This is a genomic window from Nostoc sp. CMAA1605 (assembly GCF_021596505.1).
Lineage (GTDB): Bacteria > Cyanobacteriota > Cyanobacteriia > Cyanobacteriales > Nostocaceae > Trichormus.
In genome coordinates this window covers 88,054-113,051 of record NZ_PJIZ01000002.1, presented here as the reverse complement: position 1 = coordinate 113,051, position 24,998 = coordinate 88,054, and the positions used below count along the sequence as shown (strand labels likewise).

General features: G+C 39.1%; 26 protein-coding genes, 1 tRNA gene and 1 riboswitch. Of the genes, 11 read left to right on the top strand and 16 right to left on the bottom strand.

What is annotated here, in order from left to right:
• Nucleotides 1-173: 173 nt before the first annotated feature.
• From CV014_RS01400 to CV014_RS01390, 3 genes are read right to left on the bottom strand one after another with little or no spacing between them, the layout of a single operon-like run.
• Nucleotides 174-1,556, bottom strand: coding sequence for a hypothetical protein (locus CV014_RS01400; RefSeq protein ID WP_236140378.1), 1,383 nt, complete (start codon nt 1,554-1,556; stop codon nt 174-176).
• A complete protein-coding gene (locus CV014_RS01395; protein WP_236140377.1) occupies nt 1,553-1,930 on the bottom strand; it encodes a hypothetical protein in 378 nt (125 codons plus the stop codon). Before CV014_RS01395 ends, CV014_RS01400 begins: the two co-directional genes overlap by 4 nt.
• Before the next feature lie 3 nt (nt 1,931-1,933).
• The gene (locus tag CV014_RS01390; protein ID WP_236140376.1) at nt 1,934-5,335 is read right to left on the bottom strand and encodes a CHAT domain-containing protein; all 3,402 of its coding nucleotides are present in this window, start codon (nt 5,333-5,335) and stop codon (nt 1,934-1,936) included.
• A 117-nt stretch (nt 5,336-5,452) separates the two neighbouring features.
• On the opposite strand from CV014_RS01390, the gene CV014_RS01385 reads away from it, so the two are divergent.
• Both CV014_RS01385 and CV014_RS01380 read left to right on the top strand, forming a co-directional pair.
• Nucleotides 5,453-5,926: a type II toxin-antitoxin system VapC family toxin gene (locus CV014_RS01385; protein WP_236140375.1), complete on the top strand. Its 474-nt coding sequence runs from the start codon at nt 5,453-5,455 to the stop codon at nt 5,924-5,926.
• A gap of 4 nt (nt 5,927-5,930) precedes the next feature.
• The gene (locus tag CV014_RS01380) at nt 5,931-6,113 is read left to right on the top strand and encodes a hypothetical protein (RefSeq protein WP_236140374.1); all 183 of its coding nucleotides are present in this window, start codon (nt 5,931-5,933) and stop codon (nt 6,111-6,113) included.
• Between the two features lie 99 nt (nt 6,114-6,212).
• Here the strand turns inward: CV014_RS01380 and CV014_RS01375 are convergent, their stop codons facing one another.
• The 4 genes from CV014_RS01375 to CV014_RS01360 form a co-directional block, all read right to left on the bottom strand.
• Complete coding sequence (locus tag CV014_RS01375) at nt 6,213-6,581, bottom strand: hypothetical protein (protein ID WP_236140373.1); 369 nt, start codon at nt 6,579-6,581, stop codon at nt 6,213-6,215.
• Between the two features lie 483 nt (nt 6,582-7,064).
• A complete protein-coding gene (locus CV014_RS01370; RefSeq protein WP_236140372.1) occupies nt 7,065-7,286 on the bottom strand; it encodes a BrnA antitoxin family protein in 222 nt (73 codons plus the stop codon).
• A 19-nt stretch (nt 7,287-7,305) separates the two neighbouring features.
• On the bottom strand, nt 7,306-7,584 hold the full coding sequence (locus tag CV014_RS01365; RefSeq protein ID WP_236140371.1) for a BrnT family toxin: 279 nt from the start codon (nt 7,582-7,584) through the stop codon (nt 7,306-7,308).
• A gap of 204 nt (nt 7,585-7,788) precedes the next feature.
• Nucleotides 7,789-7,861 (bottom strand) — tRNA-Val (locus tag CV014_RS01360).
• A 107-nt stretch (nt 7,862-7,968) separates the two neighbouring features.
• On the opposite strand from CV014_RS01360, the gene CV014_RS01355 reads away from it, so the two are divergent.
• The 3 genes from CV014_RS01355 to CV014_RS01345 all read left to right on the top strand — a co-directional run bounded on the left by CV014_RS01355 (nt 7,969) and on the right by CV014_RS01345 (nt 10,448).
• Nucleotides 7,969-8,580 (top strand): metal-binding protein, encoded by a 612-nt coding sequence (locus CV014_RS01355; RefSeq protein WP_103135859.1) that lies wholly within the window; start codon nt 7,969-7,971, stop codon nt 8,578-8,580.
• Nucleotides 8,555-9,388 carry a nucleoside triphosphate pyrophosphohydrolase gene (gene mazG, locus CV014_RS01350; RefSeq protein ID WP_236140370.1) on the top strand — a complete coding sequence of 278 codons (834 nt, stop codon included), beginning with the start codon at nt 8,555-8,557 and terminating at the stop codon, nt 9,386-9,388. Before CV014_RS01355 ends, mazG begins: the two co-directional genes overlap by 26 nt.
• Before the next feature lie 233 nt (nt 9,389-9,621).
• Nucleotides 9,622-9,764, top strand: a riboswitch (cobalamin riboswitch).
• A 273-nt stretch (nt 9,765-10,037) separates the two neighbouring features.
• Nucleotides 10,038-10,448: a DUF1636 family protein gene (locus tag CV014_RS01345; protein WP_236140369.1), complete on the top strand. Its 411-nt coding sequence runs from the start codon at nt 10,038-10,040 to the stop codon at nt 10,446-10,448.
• Nucleotides 10,449-10,778: 330 nt separating this feature from the next.
• Here the strand turns inward: CV014_RS01345 and CV014_RS01340 are convergent, their stop codons facing one another.
• Both CV014_RS01340 and CV014_RS01335 read right to left on the bottom strand, forming a co-directional pair.
• Nucleotides 10,779-11,138 (bottom strand): Spx/MgsR family RNA polymerase-binding regulatory protein, encoded by a 360-nt coding sequence (locus CV014_RS01340; protein WP_236140368.1) that lies wholly within the window; start codon nt 11,136-11,138, stop codon nt 10,779-10,781.
• A 7-nt stretch (nt 11,139-11,145) separates the two neighbouring features.
• Nucleotides 11,146-12,585, bottom strand: coding sequence for a DICT sensory domain-containing protein (locus CV014_RS01335; protein WP_236140367.1), 1,440 nt, complete (start codon nt 12,583-12,585; stop codon nt 11,146-11,148).
• Nucleotides 12,586-12,708: 123 nt separating this feature from the next.
• On the opposite strand from CV014_RS01335, the gene CV014_RS01330 reads away from it, so the two are divergent.
• Entirely contained in the window at nt 12,709-12,858 is a 150-nt protein-coding gene (locus tag CV014_RS01330) for a histidine kinase (protein WP_236140366.1), read from the top strand.
• On the opposite strand, the gene CV014_RS01325 is transcribed toward CV014_RS01330, so the two are convergent.
• Together CV014_RS01325 and CV014_RS01320 are read right to left on the bottom strand one after the other, a co-directional pair.
• Nucleotides 12,841-14,328, bottom strand: a complete 1,488-nt coding sequence (locus tag CV014_RS01325; RefSeq protein ID WP_236140365.1) for a UDP-N-acetylmuramoyl-L-alanyl-D-glutamate--2,6-diaminopimelate ligase — start codon at nt 14,326-14,328, stop codon at nt 12,841-12,843. The two genes, CV014_RS01330 and CV014_RS01325, sit on opposite strands and share 18 nt — an antisense overlap.
• Nucleotides 14,329-14,360: 32 nt before the next feature.
• Nucleotides 14,361-14,648: a glutaredoxin family protein gene (locus CV014_RS01320; protein ID WP_236140364.1), complete on the bottom strand. Its 288-nt coding sequence runs from the start codon at nt 14,646-14,648 to the stop codon at nt 14,361-14,363.
• Between the two features lie 74 nt (nt 14,649-14,722).
• Between CV014_RS01320 and CV014_RS01315 the strand changes: the two genes are divergently transcribed.
• On the top strand, nt 14,723-15,280 hold the full coding sequence (locus CV014_RS01315) for a Uma2 family endonuclease (protein WP_236140363.1): 558 nt from the start codon (nt 14,723-14,725) through the stop codon (nt 15,278-15,280).
• Nucleotides 15,281-15,300: 20 nt separating this feature from the next.
• Here CV014_RS01315 and CV014_RS30555 read toward each other — a convergent pair whose 3' ends face one another.
• Together CV014_RS30555 and CV014_RS01310 are read right to left on the bottom strand one after the other, a co-directional pair.
• Nucleotides 15,301-15,519, bottom strand: coding sequence for a zinc ribbon domain-containing protein (locus CV014_RS30555; protein ID WP_442946876.1), 219 nt, complete (start codon nt 15,517-15,519; stop codon nt 15,301-15,303).
• Nucleotides 15,520-15,545: 26 nt separating this feature from the next.
• Nucleotides 15,546-17,813 carry a toll/interleukin-1 receptor domain-containing protein gene (locus CV014_RS01310; protein WP_236140362.1) on the bottom strand — a complete coding sequence of 756 codons (2,268 nt, stop codon included), beginning with the start codon at nt 17,811-17,813 and terminating at the stop codon, nt 15,546-15,548.
• A 1,039-nt stretch (nt 17,814-18,852) separates the two neighbouring features.
• On the opposite strand from CV014_RS01310, the gene CV014_RS01305 reads away from it, so the two are divergent.
• The gene (locus CV014_RS01305) at nt 18,853-19,395 is read left to right on the top strand and encodes a hypothetical protein (protein WP_236140361.1); all 543 of its coding nucleotides are present in this window, start codon (nt 18,853-18,855) and stop codon (nt 19,393-19,395) included.
• A 10-nt stretch (nt 19,396-19,405) separates the two neighbouring features.
• Here CV014_RS01305 and CV014_RS01300 read toward each other — a convergent pair whose 3' ends face one another.
• From CV014_RS01300 to CV014_RS01290, 3 genes are all read right to left on the bottom strand, one after another.
• Nucleotides 19,406-19,573, bottom strand: a complete 168-nt coding sequence (locus CV014_RS01300) for a hypothetical protein (protein ID WP_192881670.1) — start codon at nt 19,571-19,573, stop codon at nt 19,406-19,408.
• 217 nt (nt 19,574-19,790) lie between these two features.
• A complete protein-coding gene (locus tag CV014_RS01295; protein WP_236140360.1) occupies nt 19,791-21,068 on the bottom strand; it encodes an amino acid permease in 1,278 nt (425 codons plus the stop codon).
• Nucleotides 21,069-21,359: 291 nt separating this feature from the next.
• A complete protein-coding gene (locus tag CV014_RS01290) occupies nt 21,360-22,145 on the bottom strand; it encodes a hypothetical protein (RefSeq protein WP_236140359.1) in 786 nt (261 codons plus the stop codon).
• A 384-nt stretch (nt 22,146-22,529) separates the two neighbouring features.
• Here CV014_RS01290 and CV014_RS01285 point away from each other — a divergent pair, with 384 nt between their 5' ends.
• From CV014_RS01285 to CV014_RS01275, 3 genes are all read left to right on the top strand, one after another.
• On the top strand, nt 22,530-22,985 hold the full coding sequence (locus CV014_RS01285; RefSeq protein WP_236140358.1) for a hypothetical protein: 456 nt from the start codon (nt 22,530-22,532) through the stop codon (nt 22,983-22,985).
• A 145-nt stretch (nt 22,986-23,130) separates the two neighbouring features.
• A complete protein-coding gene (locus CV014_RS01280; RefSeq protein ID WP_236140357.1) occupies nt 23,131-24,045 on the top strand; it encodes a hypothetical protein in 915 nt (304 codons plus the stop codon).
• Entirely contained in the window at nt 24,032-24,997 is a 966-nt protein-coding gene (locus tag CV014_RS01275; protein ID WP_236140356.1) for a hypothetical protein, read from the top strand. Before CV014_RS01280 ends, CV014_RS01275 begins: the two co-directional genes overlap by 14 nt.
• Nucleotide 24,998 lies beyond the last annotated feature (1 nt).

Genomic DNA, 24,998 nt, shown 5'->3' with positions numbered 1-24,998 from the left:
GCGATGCCTGCGATCGCATTTGCTATTGTAAAATGTCGTCTGTGGAAATAACGCTAAATCACGACCGAATCTGAAATTATCCCCTTTGCTGAATTGATCTGCTTATCTCAGAAATTTTTGCGATCGCCTAATTTTTCCTGATGTTTACATGAGATAGGCTAAAATAACTTATCTTAACGCCACTTACGTTTAGTAACCTGCCACGCTATCCACCAAAAACAGGCGGTAGCTAGAAAACTCCACAACAAGGATGATACTAAGGGGTGAATTGGGTACTTGAAATTAATTGGTGCGAATGGTTTATCTATGTGTCCGGTAACAACACCAGAAACTATTGCACCGCCACCAAAGGCTATACCTAATACTTGGACTGTGCGTTCTAAAGAGCGATCGCTCTCTGCTTGTTGTGTTTCTACGATACCGCGAATTGTATCAACTAACTGCACAAATAATTCTTGACCTGGAATCAGATAATTAATATCTGTTTGGATTTGTTGTTGCCATTTCTGACAGTCTTTGTTGATGAAATCTTGCCAAAATTGAGGACTATTACTGTTATTAATACTTTGAATTTTTTCTAAACAGATTGTGTAATTATTAATGTTAGTAATGATTGCTGTGTGGTGCGTTTGTAAATCTTGCAAGCATCTGGCGTAATCAAAGCTTTTCTTGGGGATTGTTCCCATGAGGCTTTTTAAGGCAGATAATTGAGTTGGGTTTTTGGATATCAGCTTGTTAAATTCTTGAATGTTCTTTTCTAGTTCACTGTAAATTATTCTCGCTTCTCGGTAGCGTTGACGTGCTAGTTGATAAATGTAAAGGATTTTGTGGTAGCTACAAAGTAAATTGAGTAACCAATTATAGGCTGCTTCTGCAAGCGTTGCTGTTGCAGCTTGACTATTATTAATAAGTATTAAAATATGACATTGTTTCGCCGGATTCTCTGGTTCATTGGGGTCTGGTGCTTGGTATTCAAATAACAGACTACCAAATAGTTCGCCTTGTTGCGTGCGTACAGGATTTAAATTTGTCCCAGCTAATAAGGCTATGGCTAATTTTTCAGCTAGGACATCGCAGTTTTCATTTGGATCTACTTCTCCATAAATCCATAATGTTTGACCTAATGATGCTTGAATATGAGAGGGGAGTAGAGAACTTGGTTTAAAATGTTGCAGTTGTGGTATATCTATCGGAATGTTTGGTGATTCTGCAACAAGAGTTAAATCAACGGCGTAGGTATCGTTGAGCAAGAAAGGTTGAAGGTTGGCATTAATTTTAAAGCCTTCTGTTGTGGGGAGACTACCTAAATCTAAACTTCCCACATCAGTTAACCATTCTGTTTTTCTTCCTTGTTGCCGCTTGGGGTCGTATATATTATTTTGATAACAAATTAATTTTGAGCGTAAATCTTTCAACCCCACAAAAGTTAGCGAAGTTTCACCGACTTTCACCAGATTTTCCCACAAGAGTTTAGCATCTGCCACAACTTCACCGGGGAGTTCAGTGAAGGTGTGGCAAAGATGAAAAGCATAGAGGCTGAGGCTGAAATTCTTCACGGTTTTTGATTTGATTTTGTGTCGTCAGATAATGGAGAATTCCTTTTTATAGCATTGTCTGTAAGTTCCTTTGATGATTCGCTAGGTTGATTGGCTGGAGTCTGGGATTTACTATTAGCTATGCCGATGTTTATATCTATATCAATCGGAAATGCAGCACTGAGTAATTGCAGGTTTTGCTTATAAGTGGCTAAAAGTTGACTGCGAGATTCTAGTTGCAACCAATTTTCTATAATTTCTGAGATTTCTTCATCGTCTTCTGGTAAATGACTCCGTAGTTGCTCTAATTCCTTCCAGTCTGAAATTGAAATTAAGTTTGATTGCGAATCAAGCACTTGCTCAAAAGCTAAGGCACTATTTTTATAAATAGACATTTTCTAAACTCCTTTACCGATGTTACAAAAAGCTGCCCAATAAAAAGGTGATGCAAAGGGTTTGATTGAGGCATCTTCAAAACTATTCGCAAAGTCATGATTGAGTTTTTCCTGACACACGAAACTGACTGAGGAATTATTTAGCCAATCTTGAAAGCCTTTGACTGTTGTATCCCTTAACCAACGTTGGGCTGTATTTAAAGCTAATACAATATTATTTTGCTGCTGGAGTTCTTCGTAAAATTTAATCATTAATAAAGCTGTAGCTTTAGCACTGACTGTCCACAGGCTGCTGACTACATTAGTGCTACCAGCTAACAAGAAACCACTGGGTAAACCTATGTATTCGTCGCTGGTGCTGGTGAAGTCTGTTAAACCAGTTTCGCAAGCAGAGAGAGTGACTAAGCGACAGTTTTCTAGTTGGAAGTGAGTAATGATATCTGCTAAAGTTAGGCACTTGGTCAAGTCTACTGCTTTATCTTCAGAGACAAGTATATAACGTTTAGGGTTTTCTTTAGCTAACTCTGAAGGAACAAAGCAATCAGCTAATAATAATCCAGAATCTTTGGGAGAAGCAAAGTTAAAGTATCCGTGACAGAAGAAGAAAGCACAGTTAGCTTTCAGTAATTTTTCATGCAGTGTGACATGATGCGGATTGTCATTAACACTGAGAATTGCTGATTTTTTGGCTTGGTCTTGCTTCAAAATATGAGGATCACTAAACTGTTTCTTAATAACTGCAACTGCACCTAAATCTTTTTGGTAGCCTTGATATAAATCTTCTGTGGGGTTTTGGATGGCAAAGAAAGATTGAAAATCAGGACGTTGACGCAGTTGGACTTGTTGGAGAATTTGACAACTGGGTGCATAGCTTACGCCGTTGGGAAATAAGTCAATGACGTATGATTCATTGACAGGTAAAGCATGGAGAGGAAACAGATGTAAAAAGCGATGAGGAATCAAGATTAATCTGTGGCATTGTTGCGGTACTAAATCTAAGATTTCCGCAAGATGCAGAATGTCTGATAACTTGTTTAGGCGTTGTTCTAGCTGATTTTGCCATTGAATTTTATCTGGATCTTCCTGACTATTGTAGTAGTCTTTTAAATATTCCTTAGTCCAATCAATTAAAGCATCTAAATCTTGTTCGCTAGAATGCCAAATGGCTGGCTTGTGGTTTTCATCAGTGATGATGAAGGCGCGAAAACAATCACTGAAGATGTACCATTGAATGATTACAGTTTCGTGGTTTAGAAAGTTTTGAATTTCGCCAAACTGGATGCTGTGATTAACTAAAGGCAAATTTTCGGGACTTGTTGATGTTGCTTTAGTTAGCAATTCTACTAAATTGCGGGTTTTGCTACGTTCAATATATTCTATTGCCTGAGTGTCTCTTGCCAATGCTAGGCAAACTTCTACCATTCTTCTATAAAGTTGATTCCATTGTTCTGCTTGTTTGCGCTTGGCTTCTTCCCCAGAAACAATTTCACCCCGCAAGGCTTCCACAGTTTCTATTGCCGCAACAAAGGTATTGTAAGCTGACTCAAACTGTTTTTCGTCTTGGTGTAATCTGCCGAGATTTAACAACGTTTCTGCATGGTTTTGGGGAAAGGCACTCTTGGTTCTGACTTCCAGTGCGGCTGTATATGCAGCGATCGCTTTTTCCAGATTCTCGGCTTTGTCTCCTAATATTCTGTTACGGTAAGCATTCCCCAGATTATTTTGCGTCGTTGCCCATTGTACAGGCAAGGCACTCTTGGTTAATACTTCCAGTGCGGCTGTATATGCAGCGATCGCTTTTTCCAGATTCTCCGCTTTGTCTCCTAATATTCTGTTATTGTAAGCAGTCCCCAGATTATTTTGCGTCATTGCCCAATCTACAGGCAAGGCACTCTTGGTTAATACTTCCAGTGCGGCTGTATATGCAGCGATCGCTTTTTCCAGATTCTCCGCTTTGTCTCCTAATATTCTGTTATTGTAAGCAGTCCCCAGATTATTTTGCGTCATTGCCCAATCTACAGGCAAGGCACTCTTGGTTCTGACTTCCAGTGCGGCTGTATATGCAGTGATCGCTTTTTCCAGATTCTCCGCTTTGTCTCCTAATATTCTGTCAGAGTAAGCAGCCCCCAGATTATTTTGCGTCGTTGCCCATTGTACAGGCAAGGCACTCTTGGTTAATACTTCCAGTGCGGCTGTATATGCAGCGATCGCATTTTCCAGATTCTCCGCTTTGTCTCCTAATATTCTGTTACTGTAAGCATTCCCCAGATTATTTTGCGTCGTTGCCCATTGTACAGGCAAGGCACTCTTGGTTAATACTTCCAGTGCGGCTGTATATGCAGCGATCGCATTTTCCAGATTCTCCGCTTTGTCTCCTAATATTCTGTTATTGTAAGCAGTCCCCAGATTATTTTGCGTCATTGCCCATTGTACAGGCAAGGCACTCTTGGTATAAACTTCCAGTGCGGCTGTATATGCAGCGATCGCATTTTCCAGATTCTCCGCTTTGTCTCCTAATATTCTGTCAGAGTAAGCATTCCCCAGATTATTTTGCGTCGTTGCCCATTGTACAGGCAAGGCACTCTTGGTTAATACTTCCAGTGCGGCTGTATATGCAGCGATCGCATTTTCCAGATTCTCCGCTTTGTCTCCTAATATTCTGTTACTGTAAGCATTCCCCAGATTATTTTGCGTCGTTGCCCATTGTACAGGCAAGGCACTCTTGGTTCTGACTTCCAGTGCGGCTGTATATGCAGCGATCGCATTTTCCAGATTCTCCGCTTTGTCTCCTAATATTCTGTCAGAGTAAGCAGTCCCCAGATTATTTTGTAATGTTGCCCATTGTTGAGGAAAAACGCTGCGGGCGTAAACAGTAAGGATGATTTCGTACCCAGTGATAGCAATTTCCATGTTGTTGGCTTTGCTACCCAAGGGAAACTGCTGAATTAGATTGCTAAACTCACCAATTATTGCGGCGATGAATGTTGCTGCATCTGGTTTTACTTCTGCTAGGGTATTTGTTGCCCAATGGCGTAATAATTGAGCAAAAATATCATTGAGCTTATCAGTATTTGCTGCCAGCAATGGGTAAATTACTTCTGCATTGCTGTTGCTTTCTTCTGTTGCTTGCAGTATTTCTAATAAAAATTGCCCGTAAGCTTTTATATCTTCTTCGGTGATGGGGTTAGTTTTCTGTGTGAAATATGTTGCAAGGTTTCTCAACCAGTTTGCAGTATTTTCTTCTCCCTGCTGTGCATAATGTTCTGCTTCTGCTGCCAACACCTGCAAAAAACCAGCATCAAGCAATTCTGTATTTGCTGCTAATATCTCCGCTTCTTCTCCACTAGGACAACTAAGCAGGGTTTGAATTAAATTGAGATAGGCTTGCTGACGCTGTTCGTTCATAGGTAAGGGCGTGAGGCGCAACATAATTAAGAGAATGATTCAACGCCAACGCCCTCAATTCCAGAAAAGTGTAGAATTTCATCACAGGTGATGTGTTTCTGACGATGCAAGAATCTCATGAAAGAAAAAGTCTATGTAGAAACTTCAGTAATAAGTTATCTAACTTCTCGTCCTAGCCGGGATATTGTGATTGCAGGGCATCAACAAATTACTCAAGAATGGTGGCAAAATTATCGAGACAAATTTCTTCTAGTGGCTTCACAGCTAGTTATTCAAGAAGCCAGTGCTGGAGATCCTATCGCCTCTGAACAAAGACTAAAAATCTTAGAAACAATAGAATTATTAGAAATTAGAGAAGACGCACTAAGTTTAGCCCAAGCTTTTCTTGATTTTAAAATTATGCCACAAAAAGCGGCTGAAGATGCTTTACATATTGCTATTGCTGTAACTAATGGGATCAATTATTTACTAACATGGAATTGTAAACATATTGCTAATGCTATAATTCGGAGAGAAATTGAACGCATTTGTCGCTCTCAAGGCTATGAACCAGTAATAATTTGTACCCCAGAAGAACTGATAGAAAGGTAAAATTATGTGGGAAGATCCAATTATCGAAGAAGTTTATCAAGCTAGACAAGCTCATTCAAATCAATTTAATAATGACTTACAAGCAATTTATCAAGATTTAAAAGCACAAGAAAGAAAGAGCAAGAGAAAATTTGTTTCTTATCTTCCAAAGTTGTTGAAAGATGTTTCTTTGTTGCATAAAACTTAACAGACATAGGAGTGAAAATCAATGTAGAGACGTAGCAATGCTACGTCTCTACAAAGGTTTCGGGTAACGCAGAATTAATTTCTACCAGATGTCTAACGACTAACTCACAGCCTCAACTAACTTTTTACGACTAGGACGCTTACGCTCTGATTTCTTCTTGAATCCTACAGCTTGAGCCTGATTACTATCTGAGCCATACTGTCCCCGTACAACTTCCTTCATCGCTAACACCGCATTGTGAAATTCCCACTCCGCTAATCGAGCCGCATCAGACGCAGCACGGTATAAAGTTTGTTTCTCCACCTCGGCTTTTTGAGCATTTAACATTGCTTCGTAAGCTGCCGCTAATTTGCTTGTGGAAGCATCATCTCGACTGGTTTGATAATCAGTAATAGTTTGCAAACCGTGAAATGAATTAATATCTTGATCAATGTTAGAAGGCGTAAGACGGCGGTTTGTGTTTTGCATGGCTGTTAATATATCCGTAGTGGACTATATATTTAGCGTGTCAATTTAAACCTAAAATCGCTTGAGAAAATACACGGAATTAACGCAATGAGCAACTTAATTTTTGCCGCACCTTTCCCAAGACGCAAAACAGTCACTCTCCGAGTACCTCTTATACCATTGCACTAAAAATCTGATGCAGACGTAAATTGAGTTGATGCAAGGAAACCCAACACCAATATCTATGTTAAGTTAACGAGATTTTTGTAAGGCAATACATTGTCAATGCAAGACAATACATCGTGAATGTAAAGCAATACATTGTGAATGTGAGATAATATATTGTTAATGCAAGACGATACATTATTAATGTAGCCAATTACATTTTAGATAGAGCTATCGCAATTAAAAATCGCAACTGTAACAAAGCAATACCTACGGCTGGCTACACTTACACATTTGTTATTTTAGCGATCGCCAAATCGATCATTGAATTTTGGATGATTACACTGCTGTCTGTTCGTCGCAGTTTTCAATGTAACGACGTAAAACAGAGTTGATTAAGGCTTTATATTCTCCGCTTTGAGCTTGAAACCACTTTAGTATATCTGGTTCAATCTGTACCAATTGCAGTGCTTGAGGTGCGGGAATTCTGAGGGTAGCCTGCTCAAAAAATTCTTCTGTCAATGGTGGAATGTCAGAGTAGTCAATTTCTTCATCGTTCATTGACTCTAGTGCTGTCCAGTTAGTACGAGAGGTATTGCTCAAGTTTTTGTCGCTCATACCGATTTGCCCTTCGTGCTGAAATGATCCGAATCACATTATTTTTGCGTTCTGTCCAAACTACAACCGCTACACCGTTACCAAGGAAACCTATACCAAACCAACGGTCTTCACCATAATCAAGACGATCATCTAACTCAATCAGCATTGGACTTTCAAACATCTCAGGAACATCGGCGAAATCAATTTCATGTTTGCGAATATTCTCTAAATTTTTCGCCTCATCCCACTCAAACTGCATGAAAATTTAGACACGCTAATTGAACTGTCCCTACTATTTTACATTAAACCTGATTTGTGGTTGAGCGATCGCATTTGCTATTTCGGCGATCACTATATCTCCCAATCCTCAATCAACAAGCGATCGCTCTCATGTTATTGTGAATTTCGCTGCCAAAATTAGCCTAAAATTAAAAAAGCCGCTACTAAAGCGGCTTTGGGTGTATGGGCAGTACCAGACTCGAACTGATGACATCCTGCTTGTAAGGCAGGCGCTCTACCAACTGAGCTAACCGCCCGTTCGCGCTTTTCGTTTTGCGCTCACAATTAAATAATATAGCAAAATATTTTTGATTGCGCTAGTATTTTGAAGAAATTTTTTAAAATATTTTTTGAGAACCTGTAAATGCCTTCTGGTGGAACGCACGATCGCATTACTTTATGGGCGTTGCCAGTGGTGGCGGGTGTGACTTTCTGGCAGACTCGTAGTGGCAATGTCACTTTGTTGGTGGCTGGTGGGTTTATGTTTGGCGGTTTGATGTTCGGCCCCGACTTAGATATTTACTCTCGTCAATACCAACGCTGGGGTTTTCTGCGTTGGATTTGGCTACCTTACCAAAAGAGTCTCCGCCACCGTTCTTTTTTATCCCACGGGCCAATTATCGGCACTACTCTCAGGGTAGTTTATCTCAGCAGCATCATGGCAATCTTGGCAATGGTGATGGTGGCTATAGCTGAGAAATTATGGAATATCACAGTTTCTTGGCAAGATATAGAAGGGACTGTGGGGCGATCGCTATCTAGTTACGCGACAGAGTGTCTGGCTTTATTTTTGGGCTTAGAATTGGGTGCAATGAGCCATTCTCTCAGCGATTGGGGCGGTTCAGCTTACAAACGGTTTCGCAAGCAAGGACTCCAGGGAATACTTCCTAGTGGCAAAATTAAGAAACGTAAAGTTACGCGTCGCAGAGTCAGCAAGGGAGTAAAGGTCAATGACAAAGGACAAAGAACAAAATAATGTAGAAACTTTGGCGGCGTTGCAAGAGTTAATTGATGTGGTAGCGAAATTGCGATCGCCTGATGGGGGTTGTCCTTGGGATTTGGCGCAAACTCCTGAAACTCTCACACCCTACGTAATTGAAGAAGCCTACGAGGTTGTAGATGCTATTAAAAATGGTACAAAAGCAGAAATCACCGAAGAATTAGGGGATTTACTCTTACAGGTAGTCTTACAGGCGCAAATTGCTAGCGAATCTAGCCAATTTTCCCTACAAGATGTTGCTCAAAGTATTGCCCAAAAGTTGATTCGTCGTCATCCTCATGTATTCGGTGATGTGTCGGTGCAGAATGCAGAGGAAGTGCGACAAAATTGGGAACAAATCAAGGCAGAGGAGAAAGGAGAAGCCTCACCAGACAGCCAAAAGCTGAGTACCAAACTCAGTCGTTACAACCGGACTCTTCCTCCACTCAACGCCGCCATGAAGATTTCCCAAAAAGCGGCGGACGTTGGTTTTGAGTGGGAAAATATTGATGGAGTGTGGGCAAAGTTCCATGAAGAGTTACAGGAGTTTCAACAAGCCTTAGCCACAGAAACACCAGAACGCCAACAAGCCGAATTAGGTGATTTACTCTTTGCAGTCATTCAGTTAGCCCGTTGGTATAATCTCGATCCCAGTGCAGCCTTACAAGGCACAAATCAAAGATTTGTCCAACGTTTGCAAAAAATGGAAGCAGTAGTTAGCCGTCCCTTATCTGATTACAGTTTGGATGAGTTAGAAGCTTTATGGCAACAAGCTAAAGCCCAAATAGCCAAAGAGAGTCAGTAGGTCGGCGTAAATAATTATTGTTGGCATAAGGCATAAGGCAGGGGGCAGGCTTGCCCTGAACGCAGTCGAAGGGAGCAGGGAGCAGGCTTGCCCTGAGCGCAGTCGAGGGGGGAGAAAGAGTTTCGGACTTATTTACCTTTCTTCAGATAGTTGGTTTTTACTGTATTGACTTACTTAATCGGGAGTAGAGAATTTCTGTATTAACTGCAATTTAGCTCATAGCTGTGGTATTATCTAGCCACAAGCAACTCGGTTCTGGTGGGGAACAGCCATCAGAGGTAACGGGGAAAGCCCGGTGTAAATCCGGCACTGTCCCGCAGCTGTAATGAGGCGAACGCTTCAAAGTCAGAATGCCCGCCGAAATAATCACCAACTCCCATCTGCGAGGTACAGATGAATAACTCCACTCATTTTCTCTTCATTAAGAAGTGTAAATCACTCATAGTTGCACACCCAAGCCAGGCGATCGCAATAGCTATGAGATTATAGATTTTTTCCTACAAACATTAATACTGACACAAGGTTATAGATACAAGCCTGAAAACTCATTTGTATCCTCACCTTAGCCTTTGCATATTTACATTATCTACAGCCAGGTTTGCGCCTGTAATTCCCGCAAGCCTGGAGACTCTAGCGTGTTTCAAAATTAATGAACAACAAACAACATACTTTATTCGTCTGCACAACCTGCGCCAGTGTGTGGCAAGATGGCAAGCGGGTTGGTGAAAGTGGCGGACAGCAGCTATTGCAACAGCTGCAACAACTTGCACAAACTTGGGAACTGCACAATCAATTTTCCATTCAAGGCGTTGAATGTATGAGTGCTTGTAGTCATGCTTGCGTTGTGGCCTTCCAAGCAGAAGCGAAACTCATCTATCTTTTTGGTAATTTAGCAGTTGATGATAGTGCATCTGCTATTCTACAATGTGCCACTCTATACCACACAAACCCCAATGGTTTACTACCTTGGTCAGAACGTCCAGAAGGTTTAAAGAGAGGCATCTTAGCCAAAATCCCACCCCTTAGTAAATGGGCTAAATTACATCGTAATTGTTGTTAATCCAACATCAGTAATTAGTTAAGTTCGTAGTAAGGACTTTAGTCCTTAAAATTCTCAGCACTTTAGTGCTTACTACAAACTGAATCCTATTATTTTTACATTGCTCAATATAGTTGTTTTTTTCCAGTCTTTCTATCCCGCTTTTGTCACTCTCCGAAAACTTTTGCCATTTCTGAATTCTATAGCTTTTGTATAACAGGCGTTTGCGCGATTATTTTCTGACAATAAATACAAGACCAACTTTTTTCTAATAGTATAGCTTGTATTGATGCCCTCATAAGGTTTCTAGCGATTGCCCTCCCGGAAAGTGACAAAAGCGGGATATCTAAATTATGTATTAGATAATAATTTTTCCTTGGCTACTAACTCATCTTTGAAACCTACCAGCACAGCTTTACTATCTTTGACAAAAAGCGGACGCTTGAGTAACATTGCATCTTGAGTAAATGCTGTAATCCATTGTTCGTCAGTCCAGATTTTCTTTTCTTCACCTAAAGCGCGGTAAGATTGACCAGAGGTATTACGCATGGGTGCTGCACCTAGAGACTTTACCCAATTTGTAATCTGATCAGCAGTTGGTGGATGTTCTTTGGTATTAATAAACTCGTAGGTAATATTGTGGTTTTGTAGCCAAGTGAGAGCTTTTTTACAAGTACCACAGTTAGGAATTCCGTAAACTTGCAGTGACATAATAATTTTAAATATTGAGCTTACCTGAACTCATCATTTTACTATTTTCTGGTAACAACTGGACTGTAAAAACAGAACCCTCATCAACTTTGCTTTTCACACTAATTGAACCCCCACAATTCCATAACAATCGCTGCACAATTGTTAGTCCTAAACCTGCACCGTTGATTTCGTCGCTGACTCCTGAACGTACACGATAAAAGCAGTCAAAGATTTTGGGAATTTCACTTTCAGCAATTCCCACACCTGTATCACGCACTTCTAACTGCACATATTCACCTTGAACTCTGGCTTTCACCCAAACTTGACCACCATTATTAGTAAAATTAATGCTGTTGTTGAGTAAATGAATGACTATTTGCTTGAGTCCACCACTGACACACCAAACAGAGGGTAAATCGGTGGGTACGGTGTAGGCGAGCATGATACCTTTTTCTTGGGCTACGGGTTGATAGGTGCTAACTACTCCAGGAACAATATCTGCAAGTTTGACTAATTCTAAAGTGGTATTTTCTAATGTATGTTCTAGTTCGACAAGATCCAGTAGACTGGTGATTAAAATACTCTGGCGATCGCACTGGTTATTGAGCATCTGTAAATAACGTTGTCGTTGGTTGGGTTTAATATTTGGTGAATTCAACAACGACAAGGCTGTTTTGATTTGAGTTAATGGTGTCCGCAACTCTTGACAAACATTACTTAAATATTCATCTTTTAGTCGCTCTTTTTTATGTAAGGTCTGATTTTTCTCCTTTAATTTAGCAATCCGTTCCGTTCTAATTTGCCGGTTAATTTCATCTTGTCGCTGAATTTGCTTGGCTAACAGTTTACTAACTAATGTTGGTTCTAATACAGATGGCACAACAAAATCTGTGTGTGGAATTGTCTCTGCTTCTGATAAAATCTCTTGTTTTAATCCATCCAGCACTTTTTGAATAACTTGAGTATCAACACTAACTATAGTTGATAAAGGTTGACTTTTAGTTGTATTTGCGTGACTAATAATGTTACTTGTATCTCTTTTTGTCGGCTGATATGCTGCAATTAAACTAGCAAAATTTTGAGCTATAACTATAATAAAATATTCGCAACTAATATGACTATTTGGTATTGCTGACAAATTTATTGGGCGACAAAACAAAGAAGATGAAGAAGTTAAATCTGCTTCATCCTCTGATGCGGTTTTCTTCTCCTTAATTTGACAATCGTAAATAGCATTAGCCGTTTTCACTGATGACTGATACCTGATCAATTCGGCATACCAAATTTTCCCAGGGGGAAGTTTAAACCATATCGTTGCATTAATCTGCCCTTCAATCAGTAAATCAATTGTTGCTCTCACCAGTGATAGCAACGTCGCAGGATTAAGAGCAAATGCCTGGGAAGGGGATTCCACTCCTAAAGCCAGCTGATAAACTGAAAAATCCTTGTGCAGAGAGTCATTCATGGGCTAAACACGACAAATAAAAAGTCAAAGGGATAGAGGAATTCATCATCTCATTGATTTTCACTTATTTATATACTTTTTGACACCTAAAATACTTAAAAAGTATTAATTGGGGATTGGGGATTGGGGATTGGGGATTGGGGACTGGGTGACAAGGTAGACAAGGTAGATTTTTATTGCCATGCCCCATGCCCTATGCCCCATGCCCTATGCCCCATGCCCTATGCCCCATGCCCTATGCCCTATGCCCCAACTTTACTGACCTCTAGCTAGCAAAGCTTCACGGGCGTGTTCTCGGTCGTCAAAGTGGATTTTTTCTGTACCGAGGATTTGGTAATCTTCGTGACCTTTGCCTGCGAGTAATACGCCGTCTCCTGGTTGGGCTTGGAGGATGGCGGTACGGATGGCGGTAGCCCGATCGCAAATTACTATCGGCTGTACAGTGTCGGGTATGCCTGCCAAAATATCTTCTAAAATCTTTTCGGGGTCTTCGGTGCGGGGATTATCAGAGGTGACTACCGCCACATCTGCTAACTCGGCGGCGATTTTACCCATTTTGGGGCGTTTGGTGCGATCGCGATCGCCTCCACAGCCAAAGACACAAATCATTTTCCCTGGAATAAATGGTCTGGCGGCTTTGAGTAAGTTTTCTAAGCTGTCTGGGGTGTGGGCATAATCGACGATAACGCTAATTTCTTGGTGAGGACTAATCTGCACCCTTTCCATCCGTCCAGGAACACCAGGGAATTCGGGAATGGCGGCGGCGACTAGTTGCAAATCTAAGCCCAAATGTAAAACCGCACCTAAAGCTGCTAAAAGATTTTCTAAATTATATTGACCGACTAAAGGAGATTGAAAACTGACTTCGCCTACTGGTGTGTGTAAAGTGCCACTTACCCCATTGGGTTCATAGTTTAAATCACTCATCCACAAATCAGCACTAGCATCATTAACGCTGTAACTCCATACCTTCTCAGGGTTTAAAGCGGTAATTAAACGTTTACCGTAGGGGTCATCAGCATTAATGATTGCTCGTCCTTTGAGATATTCGGGGCTGAATAACAAAGCTTTCGCCCCGAAATAATCTTCCATATCGTGGTGATAGTCTAAATGGTCTTGGGTGAGGTTACTAAACACCCCCACCTCAAAGGGACAACCCAAAACACGCCCTTGGGCTAAAGCGTGGGAACTGACTTCCATCACCCCAAATTCACAGCCAGCTTTGACAGCTTGGGCTAGTTGTTGTTGTAGTTCCACCGCAAAGGGTGTGGTGTGGGCGGCAGTTTGCTCAAAACCAGCCCAACGGGTGTAGAGAGTCCCCATCAAAGCTGTCGGTAATTGGGCTTTGTTTAACAAAAATTCAATTAGGTGGGTGGTAGTAGTTTTACCATTAGTACCCGTCACACCCACTAGCTTGAGTTTCTGTCCTGGGTATCCGTAAAACGCCGCCGCAATTTGGGCGCAAGCTTTGGTCATGTCGTTAGCACTAATGACAACAGCCTCATCTGTCGGAGGATTTTTTTGTGCAGCTTGGGAAGAAACGATCGCCGCTACTGCACCAGATGCGATCGCACTTGGCCAAAACTCCCCACCATCTACTCTTGTTCCAGGCATCCCAATAAACAAATCCCCTGCACCGCAAGCATGGGAGTTTGTCTTTAATCCTTGGACTTCAGCATCCACAAAAGCAGGAGGTAGTTTTTCCACACCGTCAACTGTCGCTAGTAATTCCCGCAATTTCATTTTGTGAACCTCGGCACTCACTATTCTTGCGCTTATTCTGCATTATTTTTTTCCGTCTTGGCTAAATACTTACACAACATTTGCTCTAATTGCTGCACGCTAGCACGGGGAGAAGGGCGGGGTAAAGCTTGTGCTTTCTCTTCGTCAGACTGGATTAAATGCAAAACGGGAATCTCATACTGATAGGCATGAAACCAATCTTCACGGGTAGTAATGTCACGAATCTCTAACTCAAATGTCAAGTTTTGGATCTGTTCTAGCTTCTCTTGCAAGCCTTCACACAAATGACAACCAGGTTTACTGTACAAAATTAATCGCATTGACTTTAACTAATCGCGCCTGTGGCATCTTTTATGATATATGCAAAATAGAGTTATGAATTGAGAGTAGATGTATGACTCAACTTAAAGCTCAACTCACACTTGCCGAATTCCTCGCCTTACCAGAAGGCGATATCACCTACGAATTAGTTAATGGCGAATTAAAACCTAAAATGGCACCAAAAAGATTTCATTCCAGAGTAACAGGCACAATATATGCACTTTTAACACCTTGGGCGCAAAATCGAGGAGAGGTTGGTATTGAGTGGGCGATTACTCTCAAACGTCAGGGACGAGACTGGGTTCCTGTACCAGACTTATTATTTGTTTCCTTCTCACGGCTGCCGAATGATGTCGTTGAAGATGCACCTTGTCCCATACCCCCAGACTTAGTAATTGAAATTATCTCCCCTGGCCAAAGTTTCGGTGAGATGGCAGCTAAAGCCACAGATTATCTAGATGCGGGTGTGATGAGAGTTTGGGTGATAGATACCAAAGCTAAAACTGTAACTGTTTTTTATCCTGATACCAGACCCCAAACTAAAAGCGGTGAAGCTAGTTTAGCTGATGAATTACTGACAGATTTACAAATTACACCGCAGCAAATCTTTCAACTAGCAGGAATTCCTTAATATTTTCGTGCTAGTTGGAACTAAAGTATATTATGACCACAGTAGCCACATATTTTTGTTTCTTTTTCTATGTATTTGCCACAATTAGGACATTTTCTTAAAGCTGAAAGAAAGGGAATAATGAATAAACCGACTACAAAAAATCCACAGAGAAACCAAACTAGTGCGCGTCTGTTTTTGCCCTGTGCAATCAGAGCTGTGATCACACCAGTAAAGAGAAGTACGATGATATATTCCATATAGTTAATCTACTTAAACTCAAGACTTAAAGACCTATTTTCAGGCTCCATACTCTCACAGATTTATCTTGTCCACCGCTCACCAAAGTATACCCATCCAAGCTGCTGCGAACGGATAAAATTCGTCCAATATGTCCCTCTAAGCTGTTTTCTAATTGCCCTGTTACTAAACTCCATACTTTGAGTGTTTTATCATCACCACCACTAATTAATCTATTGCCATCAGCAGTAATTGCAACAGATGCAACATTCCCTATATGTTCTGTCAGATTTACTTTTAATTCTCCAGTCAGCGCATCCCAGATTTTGATATGTCCTTCTTCACCTGCACTAGCAATAGTTTTCCCATCAGGACTAATAGCAACAGAACGCACAAAACCTGTGTGTCCTTCAAGGGTTTTCAGCAATTGACGAGTGGCTAAGTTCCAGATTTTTACTGTTCTATCATTACTGCCGCTAGCTAGTAATTGACTATCATTACTAATCGCAATGGCACGAACAAAACCAGTGTGACCTTTCAAAGTATGAAATAAGTTGCCATTAGACGAATACAAAAGTCTGATAGTTTGATCCGCACTACCACTAGCAATAATCTTTCCATCTTTGCTAATCACGACTGTAGTCACCCAGTCTGAATGTCCGTTGAAAGTACGAATTAGCTTACCTGTGCTTAAATGCCAAAGTTTAAAAGTCCTATCAGCACTACCACTCACTAATAGTTGATTATCTGCACTTAAATCAATGGTGGTAACTATATCTGTATGTCCAGTTAAAGTTCTGAGTAATTCTCCAGATATTACTTCCCAAATATTAATTTTTTGCCCATCACTGTTGATTACAATTGTCCCTATAGAATTAGTAACTACAGCTTTAATATCACCTAAGTTTGCTGTTATAGCAATTTGAGATTGCCAATTTAGAGGTTTGTCGGTAGACAAATTTATTTGGTAATTTTTATATTTGGGTAAAGTAATCTGCTGCTTAATTAGCTCTACGTCTTGATCTGCAAGTCCTAAAGATTTTTGTGTTTTTTTCAAATTACTATTAGTCAATGCGCTGGGAGGATAATCAATCCTGAAAACAATCGCTAATTCCTGCTGATAACGTTGTAATTTTTCTTGATAAGATTTCTCTAAGGCTTCTTTGATTTGAGATATTCCTTTTTGGGCTATGTCAGTAACAATATTTTTATCTGAGGAAATACCCCATTGATCAGATACATTATTGGCAACTTTTATAACATTTTTGAGCAGATTTTTACTTTCAATATTGAGTTTATTGGCTAAATTCAAATTATTTGCTTCTGACTCTAATTCACTAGTTCCCTCGACTGTAGATTTTACGGGATTTGATTCTTTTACTTGATGATAATTTTGTGGTTTATTAATTGTGTTATGGGATAAAGGTTCAGCCGCACTAGCTTCTAATGGTTCTGGTACGTTAACTTGTAATTTTGTTTGATAATATTTAGATTCTGCCTGAGAACGAATAGGCAGTTCAATTCTTTTGGCATCTTCAGGTTTGATACCTAAATCTCTTTGCCTTAGTTCTAAATCCCTCTCAATTCTGCTATTGAGAGGGTATTCCGACTCAATTACCTTCTTAAAGGTTTCTTCGTATTTTCGCAGTTTCTGTTGATAAATTACATATGGCTCAAAAGCTCTTTGTTCAATATCTTTCGCTTGTTCATTGGTTAATCCTAGTTCTTCCCTTAGTTCATTGAGTGTATCTCTGGAAGGCAAAGAAATCGTGCCATCTACAGATAAAATTTCTTCAACCTTGGCTTTATAACGATTTATATTTCTGGCAATTTGCTGTTGCGCTAACTGCTGCTGACGTTGAATTATCAAGGTTTCCGCTACTCTACGAATACCCTGAGCGATGTTGTCGAAAGCTTCATCTCGAATTTGCCAACTAGTTACAGGTTGAGCATTTTTAGGGAGAAATTGCAGTTTGCCAAATGGTGCGCCTGTCCAATCGACTTTTCGCAAGATAACCGGTATAACACAGGCTTTGCCTTCATTATGACGTTTCATCGCTGTTTTAACTTCAACATCCCAGCAGTAGTCAGAAGCTATGAAATCTGCACTAATCAGCAACAAGATAATATCAGCTGCGAGTAAGTTTTCATGAATTTGACTATCCCATTCTGCTCCCGGCAGGACTTTTCTATCATGCCAACTTGAGATTACACCCTGCTGTTTTAAAATGCTCAGGTGATTTGCTAATTCGTCTCGTAGCTCTTCATCTTTATGCGAGTAGGAGAAAAAAAGCTTAACTGAGTTTTCTGCCATACCACTTTAAGAAATGCTTTTTATTAAAGACTAAGAAATAAAAGTAATTATTTATTTACGTAATTTAACGCTTTTTTAAATAATCTAGAGTATTTTATACCATAAATCTTTATTTTGCAATATATTTGGATATTGTCGATAAATTAGCAAGATGGTGTGACAACTATTTAATTAAAATGGATATACCGTAAATTTTGATTTGCGTTATTACCGATTATTTATCATTCGCGAAAGAAAAAACCTGATTTTTTAACCAAACTAAAAATATAGTCATCTAATTTGATTAACGCAGTTCTTTTAGATGTGGTAATTAGGGAACGGAGAACAAACAGGTAAAAGAAAATCATGAATAAATCACTCCTGATTTTTTTACAATCAAATATAAATCTTTCTCTAAGATTACTATAGCGATCGCTTAATTCATGATTGATGATATTTGTCTAAATGACGTAGAGATTTTTTCTCTTTTTTATTGCGTCATAACCCAATACAGTTCAGTTAAAAAAAAATAGTTTGTAGTGTACCCCTCCGGGGAAGCAAGCTACGCGCAGCGTCTTGTAGAGAGGACTTTAGTCCTCATCTAAGGACTGAAGTCCTTACTACGAACTTTTCATTACTTCACGAACCCCAGATTTTAGCCTTAACTGAACCCTATTGCGCCATAACTAAGATAGAGCAGCCTTTCTATATAAAAATTCTATCCTCGCTATAGATAATAGTTTTTAACAATATCCTAAAAAATATTACTAAAACTTTAACTTCCCTTGCGTGTATTAGTTTTTGGCAGACAATAGATGTATATACACAGCTAAAAAATATATACCTCACCCAACTATTGCATCGAGAGCCTAAGCTTGGAGGTCACTATGACACACGATTTTCCTTTATTTGACCCCACAACTTACCTAGTCGTCAAAATCAGCTTATTAATTATCTTATTGCTGGTATTTTTAGCCATTTATGCGGCACCAGTAGTATAGTTACTAGTTGATTAATCATCTCAGTTGTACAACTCTCCTCAATATTTGGAGATGTAATCATGCTGAGTTTAATTATTCCTGCACAAATATTTGTGCTATCCGCCGCTTTGTTAATAAATGGCTTTAATTGGCATCAATCTCATCAAAAACAAGATACCAAACCCCAAATTAACATTGCCAATTTAGCAAACGGTAACTATCAATTCTGCTCTCAACCCGATCCCCAAGACTGGCGAGTCGGTGCGGGAGTTTGCGCCAATTTTCAAAAAACTGCAAATCGATTTGAGGGATATTACGGCTATCCCCATTCAGACAACTTTATCTGTATCAGAGGTAATGTCAAAGGCAATCTCATTACAGGTGAAGCGTTCGCTATATTGTGGAGTGGTAATCAACAAAATCATCTACCCCAATCTAGATTTATCTGGGATGCTGAAGGGCGATTGACACTAAGTCAAAGTTATTTGATGGGTACTGCTAATCATCATGAGGATGCTATGCAGAGGATTTTTTATCGTCAAGCTTTGCTAAATCTTGAGGGATTCTATCAATACAACCGCCCTCGTATGACACCGCCATTGCAACTGTGCAAATGGAATTAGTAACAAGCAATTAACTAGCGTGTTCCCAATCACTTAATAATTCGGGTGCTTGGGTGATTTTTTTAGGTTTGCGTAAGGGTACTTGAGGCGAACCGATATCCACACTCGGAAAAGATTGCTGTCGTTTCTTAGGAGATTTTTTGTCAGGTTTAGTTGTCAGAGTCTGTGTTGTCATCATAATTAAAAAAACCTTAATAGAAAACTGCGCCTACAGTTTATAACATCAATTTCCCAATGGCAAATTTCTGATGAAGGATATGAAAAAGTTCCGCGATCGCACTGGTATATAATTCACATATCTTTCATCCCTATAAAAGTAGGTTTTTTCTATTATTCTCGGCTTTTTAGCGATTACCCGGTCAATGCAAATATTTGCTCTTGTCGATATTTACACTCTAAAATCTCACCATTGATAGAATTTGTCTAGTCATAATTACTAATGCCACAATAATCATGATTATCAATGTCATCCTTCCCCCTGGAACTAGCAATTGATGCACATGATCTTGCTTTTGGCGTTGCTTCCAAGTCATCAACGCAGGGATGATTCCTCCCAAAATGGAAATACTGAAAGTACCAGAAATATCTAAGGCTGTAATAAAAATATGGGGATTAACTGCCCCTAAACTCATCGGTGGTAACAAAATTAGAGAATAAAGTGGTAAACGCTGATCAAGTCCCCTTTGACGAATTAACGCTACATCTTGAAAGAAATCCACTAACCCATAAACAAAGCCAATAAAAGACGTAACAATTGCAAACTCAGAAAATATAGATACCAGCACACCCAACCATTCACCAGCACCCCCAGCGCGGAGAATTTGCAAAGGGTCAAAATGATGATATTTCTGCACTATTTCTGGATTTACACTGCCTAAAATTACCGCATTCCATGCCAAAAACATCACTAAAGGAATGGCAGAACCAATAACAATTGATTGGCGAACCTTGCGACTATCTCCTTCTAATTGAGTTACCACCACCGGCACAATATTGTGATAAAAAAGTGCTACTAACATCACAGACACAGCACTTCCCACTGCACCCCAATCTTGAAAGAGAAACTGCACACTTTTAACTTGTCCCGTTCCTAAAAGTAAGAGTCCCAAGAAGGAAGCAATGACGATAGCAACGAACGCACTATTAAGTTTTGCAATGAATCTTTCTCTTCCCCAATACATAATTCCACCAAACAGCATGGTGAAAGTCGTTGTTCCTAGCCACCCAGGTAAATGATTGGGGATACCCCCAACTTTAGTCAATGCAGAGATTAAAATTTCCCCACCTTGCGCCATATAAGCCACTAACAAAGCATAGTGCATGAATAAATATGCACCGCCTGCGATTTTCGCCGCCAATTTACCCAAAGTATTTTCCACCATTGCCAAAAAACCAACACTCAAGCGTCCTTCTAAACGCATTGAGTTTAAGTTCACTTCTGCAATCAATAATCCAGATACTAAGGTGTATAGCCAAACTAAAATTAGTAAAACTGTGGAAGGGAGAATACCAGAAGGTAGTGTCACCGCAGGTAAAGCCAAAATCCCTGCACCGACCGTTGTACCAGCAATTAATGCGGTACTGCTTAACACGCTACCTGGCTGATGAGTCAATTGACTTCCATTTAGTTCTAATCGGGAAAATAAACGCGTAGCTGGGTTTATAGATGTCATCTTTATTAAATGTTTCCACTGGAAAAACCCTAATTTTTCAGGAGATTAGGGTTTTATATTGCAAGCCTGAGCAAAAGTATTAAGTTATATAAACATTGTAGCAATATTTAGAATCTTGTGTAAATTCAAACATAAGTAATTACTGAGTCAGTAGTGCTGTTAGCGATAGCGAGGCGTTCAGCCGGTGCAATTATCTTAATTTCCTACTCAGCACTCAGCACTCTTTTGGTCAAAAGAAACAGCGATCGCTTTAAAAGGTTGTTTTAAAATCACTCAGCAACGCCGTAATTTTTAATCTTGTGGTGGTAACTTAATACTGCTTGTCCCATCGGGGTTAATTACTACCTGTCCACCTAACTTTTCAATAGCATCGATGGCTCTCTTACGCGTTTTCTCATCAACAGGATTAGTTAATATCATTCCCCAAGTCGCAATTTGTGCATATGTGCTATCGGGATTGCGGCTGAGGAATTCGGCCGTTTTTTGAGAAGTAAAAGCGACAAATTTACTTTCTTCATCTTCATATTGACTAGCCCAATTAGCTGCCATCAAAAAAGAGGATTGAGCCGCTTTAGCATCACCTAAAAACAGTAATTCATCAATCCCTTTATAACGCCAAATATAATAAGATTTATCAGGAACATGGGGAGATAAAGATTTTAAACTTTCTGCCATTAAGGCTATTGAACGTTCTGGCACACCAGCATAAAGAGATGCACTAGTAGAAAGAGCGATGTAAGCTTCTATAAATCTAGGGTCATGTTTTAAAATTATGTCAAAATATTCTGGACTTAAACTATATCCTGTACGTTCGCGAATTTCATCGTCACCAAAGTATTGTAAAAAATTGAGATATACCCAATTTGCCATTAAATTATCATAGCCAAAACTAGGTGTTTGCTTGAGTAAATCTAGTCTGACTTTTTCTTGCTGGAGTTCTTTTTCTAAAGTTGCTAAAGGGATATACTGCCGACTATTGAGTAATTCTTGCAGTCTAGGGAATTGCATCCGAGCAATGCCTAACATACACAAAACTACTACTAAAGGGGTGACGATACTTTGACGCGACATTAACATAGGTTTCTAATTTTCTGACGCATTTTGGCTCATTGTATATAGTATTATTCCCAGTGCCATACCTGAGTATTCACAGGATATGGAAAAACCTGCTCTACAGTTTGCTTCCTGTATGATACTTATTCACTACAACTTAAGCAGTTGGAACTCTTGCACCTAACCTAACTAGGGAACCTAAGTTAAGGGTGAGTTTTAATGTTTACAAACCAGTAATTACTCTGCTTAAATAAGTTTTTATTATACGTGTGGCAGCAATAAACATAAGGGATACACTGCTATGGATGGTGAGTTTGATTACTTTTATTAAGTAACCCTAGTCAAATTTACCACAGCTATTAAAATTGTATCTTGTCTACATTGAAACCTTTTACTGTTAATTAACTCATGGAAATTACTGGCACAGAAGAATCTATTAAAAATGGTCAACTGATCAAGGCGGAAAGCGGAAATTTTCAATCAATAATTCAGCAGATCAATGCTAATAACCTGGATAATAAGAGTATTATCGATGTCATGAAGGCAGCGATCGCAGAAGTTGTGCAGTTAGAAATTACTACTTGGGTTGAAGAACCGTCTACGCAACTGGATGGAGAATTACAACCTCTACCGACAACCGCTAAACCTGGTAACAGAATTTATACCAAGATTAATTTAATTGATGGCGACATTGAAAATGAAGTTGGTAGTCAATTTCTCAGTAGTGGCCCTTATGCAGAACTCCTCAGCTTTCATTTAGACCAAGTGAAGGAGAGTCGAGAAATTATGCAAAAGAATATAGAAAGTGTCCATAAGGTCTATAAAATCCTCAAGGAAATGGCTAGTTCTCGCACAAGTTTCTAAGTAATTACGAAAATATTAAGTAGTTTAATTAGTTAATTATCTCGTTTTACACCTACAGTAACTTAGCTGTAGGTTAGTTTACTTGTAATGATCAAAGTAAACAATTACAAGAGAAGATTTTGCCAAGATTAAAGAGGTAGTCACTGTGGTTGATAGGACTCAAACTCAAGCTAAAGACAGTTTAACTAATCAAAATAGAGATAATCTGACCTCAGCAAATAAAACTTCTAGTACCGATGGTATTCAATCTCAAGCTAGAGGCCTACTAAATAAATTCGTATCTTCCGTACAGGTTTTAATTGAGGATATTACTGCTTTAGAAGTCAACACAATGGTGGTGAATAGAATCAATGGTACGAAATTTAGTGCATGGGAAGCCTATCAAAGTATCTACTCTATAAGTGATAAAGATTACTTTGAAGAAATGGAAATTCCTGCGGATGCAGAATTGCGCGATCGCTATAGAAGTTTATTCTCACAATTAGAAAGAGAATACTTTCATATTCTAGTAGAAGAAGGGAACTATAAATCCAATAATTTGCAAAATGAAAAAGTCAAAACATATCATCAAAGACTAAATTTATTAAAGGAAATTAGAAGAGGTAATATCATTGAATCTGATCCTAGATATGTGGAGTTAGCTAGACCTATATTACCTGCGCCTGCACCGGTAATAGAAGATATTAATCAGGAAAATCAAACAGCTTGGCAAGAAGAATGGCAAAGAAATTGTGATGAAATCCAATCTCTTTTTCAGAATGATAAATTTATGCGAACTCTGCGTAAAGTGATTGAACTGAAGGCGGCTTTAGATGGTGGTGATGTTACAAGCACGAAAATTGATACAATTTATGCTCAAACAGTCATGCAGTTAGATGGCGATATTATTACTAGATATCACAGAGACTTATTCGACTTACCTGAAGATGCCAAAAATATCATCCTGCAAATTCATAATGAGGGAGTAGTTGCTGGGGAAAAACAGTGGCGGGGAATCTTAGATTTTATGATTAACTTGGTAAAAAGTTTGGCAAACATATCTTCCAATGGTCAACGATAAGACACAAAACAAAGTGCTTACTGATGTTAACCTGAATTTCTCCTTGCAAATACCTCAAGGACATGATGTAGAAATTAAATTCAATCAGTCTCAATGTAATTTCTATCTGAACCAGAAAGTTGTAGAGGAAATTCAAGCAGCTAAAAAACAAGGCATATCTTTAGAAGTACCTCCTACATTAATTATGTATCTTTGGTACTGTATTTGTTTACGCAGTAATTATGTTCCAGATATAAGACTGAAAAACAATAGTAGGAAAATTACTAAGACTTACTTTGGTTTTTTACTCAATATTCTCAAAATATTGCGGAGTAAATATTTACAAAAAAAGCTAAATTTACAGATTAGCTCTACATTTAATTCTTATTATAAAGAAGATAAATTAACTGTTGATGATGCTCATGAAAATGACTGTATTTTACAGAGTATTGTTCTGTTTAATGGGGATGTAGTACAGAAAGTTAAAGAGGATTTTCTTCTATATAATCCTCAATGTTCAATGGTGATTTCTGCCCATTATTGGTTAGTAGGACAATTACTCAATTCTTTAAGAAATCAGGTTAAATTACTACTATGGGAGTTATCTTCACTATTTCCTGCTGGTTTAGTAGTAAGTAAAATATCTTTGATTTATGGCATGAATTTAGTACAGAGAACGGTGTTATTTATTATTATTTGGTTAGCTGTAGCTGTATTAATTTTTGCTTGTCGCTATTTTCTATTTCGGATACTAAAAAGAAATATTGCCATCAAATATCAATATCTGAACTGGATAGCATGGGTTATGAGTTGTTTAATTCCAGCGATCGCCATAATTTACACTAAAAATTTTCAGGCAATTATTGATACAATCTTCTTAGTGATTTCAGTCTGTATACCTCTATTCCTCCAGCCGATTTTAAGTTTTATTTGGCCGAGACTAGGCAAAATAATTGTACGTCGTTTTTTGTGAA

Coding starts and splice junctions, on each gene's coding strand:
- CV014_RS01395 (WP_236140377.1), bottom strand. CDS start 1,930: ATGTCTATTTATAAAAATAGTGCCTTAGCTTTTGAGCAAGTGCTTGAT.
- CV014_RS01390 (WP_236140376.1), bottom strand. CDS start 5,335: ATGAACGAACAGCGTCAGCAAGCCTATCTCAATTTAATTCAAACCCTG.
- CV014_RS01385 (WP_236140375.1), top strand. CDS start 5,453: ATGAAAGAAAAAGTCTATGTAGAAACTTCAGTAATAAGTTATCTAACT.
- CV014_RS01380 (WP_236140374.1), top strand. CDS start 5,931: ATGTGGGAAGATCCAATTATCGAAGAAGTTTATCAAGCTAGACAAGCT.
- CV014_RS01375 (WP_236140373.1), bottom strand. CDS start 6,581: ATGCAAAACACAAACCGCCGTCTTACGCCTTCTAACATTGATCAAGAT.
- CV014_RS01370 (WP_236140372.1), bottom strand. CDS start 7,286: ATGAACGATGAAGAAATTGACTACTCTGACATTCCACCATTGACAGAA.
- CV014_RS01365 (WP_236140371.1), bottom strand. CDS start 7,584: ATGCAGTTTGAGTGGGATGAGGCGAAAAATTTAGAGAATATTCGCAAA.
- CV014_RS01355 (WP_103135859.1), top strand. CDS start 7,969: ATGCCTTCTGGTGGAACGCACGATCGCATTACTTTATGGGCGTTGCCA.
- mazG (WP_236140370.1), top strand. CDS start 8,555: ATGACAAAGGACAAAGAACAAAATAATGTAGAAACTTTGGCGGCGTTG.
- CV014_RS01345 (WP_236140369.1), top strand. CDS start 10,038: ATGAACAACAAACAACATACTTTATTCGTCTGCACAACCTGCGCCAGT.
- CV014_RS01340 (WP_236140368.1), bottom strand. CDS start 11,138: ATGTCACTGCAAGTTTACGGAATTCCTAACTGTGGTACTTGTAAAAAA.
- CV014_RS01335 (WP_236140367.1), bottom strand. CDS start 12,585: ATGAATGACTCTCTGCACAAGGATTTTTCAGTTTATCAGCTGGCTTTA.
- CV014_RS01325 (WP_236140365.1), bottom strand. CDS start 14,328: ATGAAATTGCGGGAATTACTAGCGACAGTTGACGGTGTGGAAAAACTA.
- CV014_RS01320 (WP_236140364.1), bottom strand. CDS start 14,648: ATGCGATTAATTTTGTACAGTAAACCTGGTTGTCATTTGTGTGAAGGC.
- CV014_RS01315 (WP_236140363.1), top strand. CDS start 14,723: ATGACTCAACTTAAAGCTCAACTCACACTTGCCGAATTCCTCGCCTTA.
- CV014_RS30555 (WP_442946876.1), bottom strand. CDS start 15,519: ATGGAATATATCATCGTACTTCTCTTTACTGGTGTGATCACAGCTCTG.
- CV014_RS01310 (WP_236140362.1), bottom strand. CDS start 17,813: ATGGCAGAAAACTCAGTTAAGCTTTTTTTCTCCTACTCGCATAAAGAT.
- CV014_RS01305 (WP_236140361.1), top strand. CDS start 18,853: ATGCTGAGTTTAATTATTCCTGCACAAATATTTGTGCTATCCGCCGCT.
- CV014_RS01300 (WP_192881670.1), bottom strand. CDS start 19,573: ATGATGACAACACAGACTCTGACAACTAAACCTGACAAAAAATCTCCT.
- CV014_RS01295 (WP_236140360.1), bottom strand. CDS start 21,068: ATGACATCTATAAACCCAGCTACGCGTTTATTTTCCCGATTAGAACTA.
- CV014_RS01290 (WP_236140359.1), bottom strand. CDS start 22,145: ATGTTAATGTCGCGTCAAAGTATCGTCACCCCTTTAGTAGTAGTTTTG.
- CV014_RS01285 (WP_236140358.1), top strand. CDS start 22,530: ATGGAAATTACTGGCACAGAAGAATCTATTAAAAATGGTCAACTGATC.
- CV014_RS01275 (WP_236140356.1), top strand. CDS start 24,032: ATGGTCAACGATAAGACACAAAACAAAGTGCTTACTGATGTTAACCTG.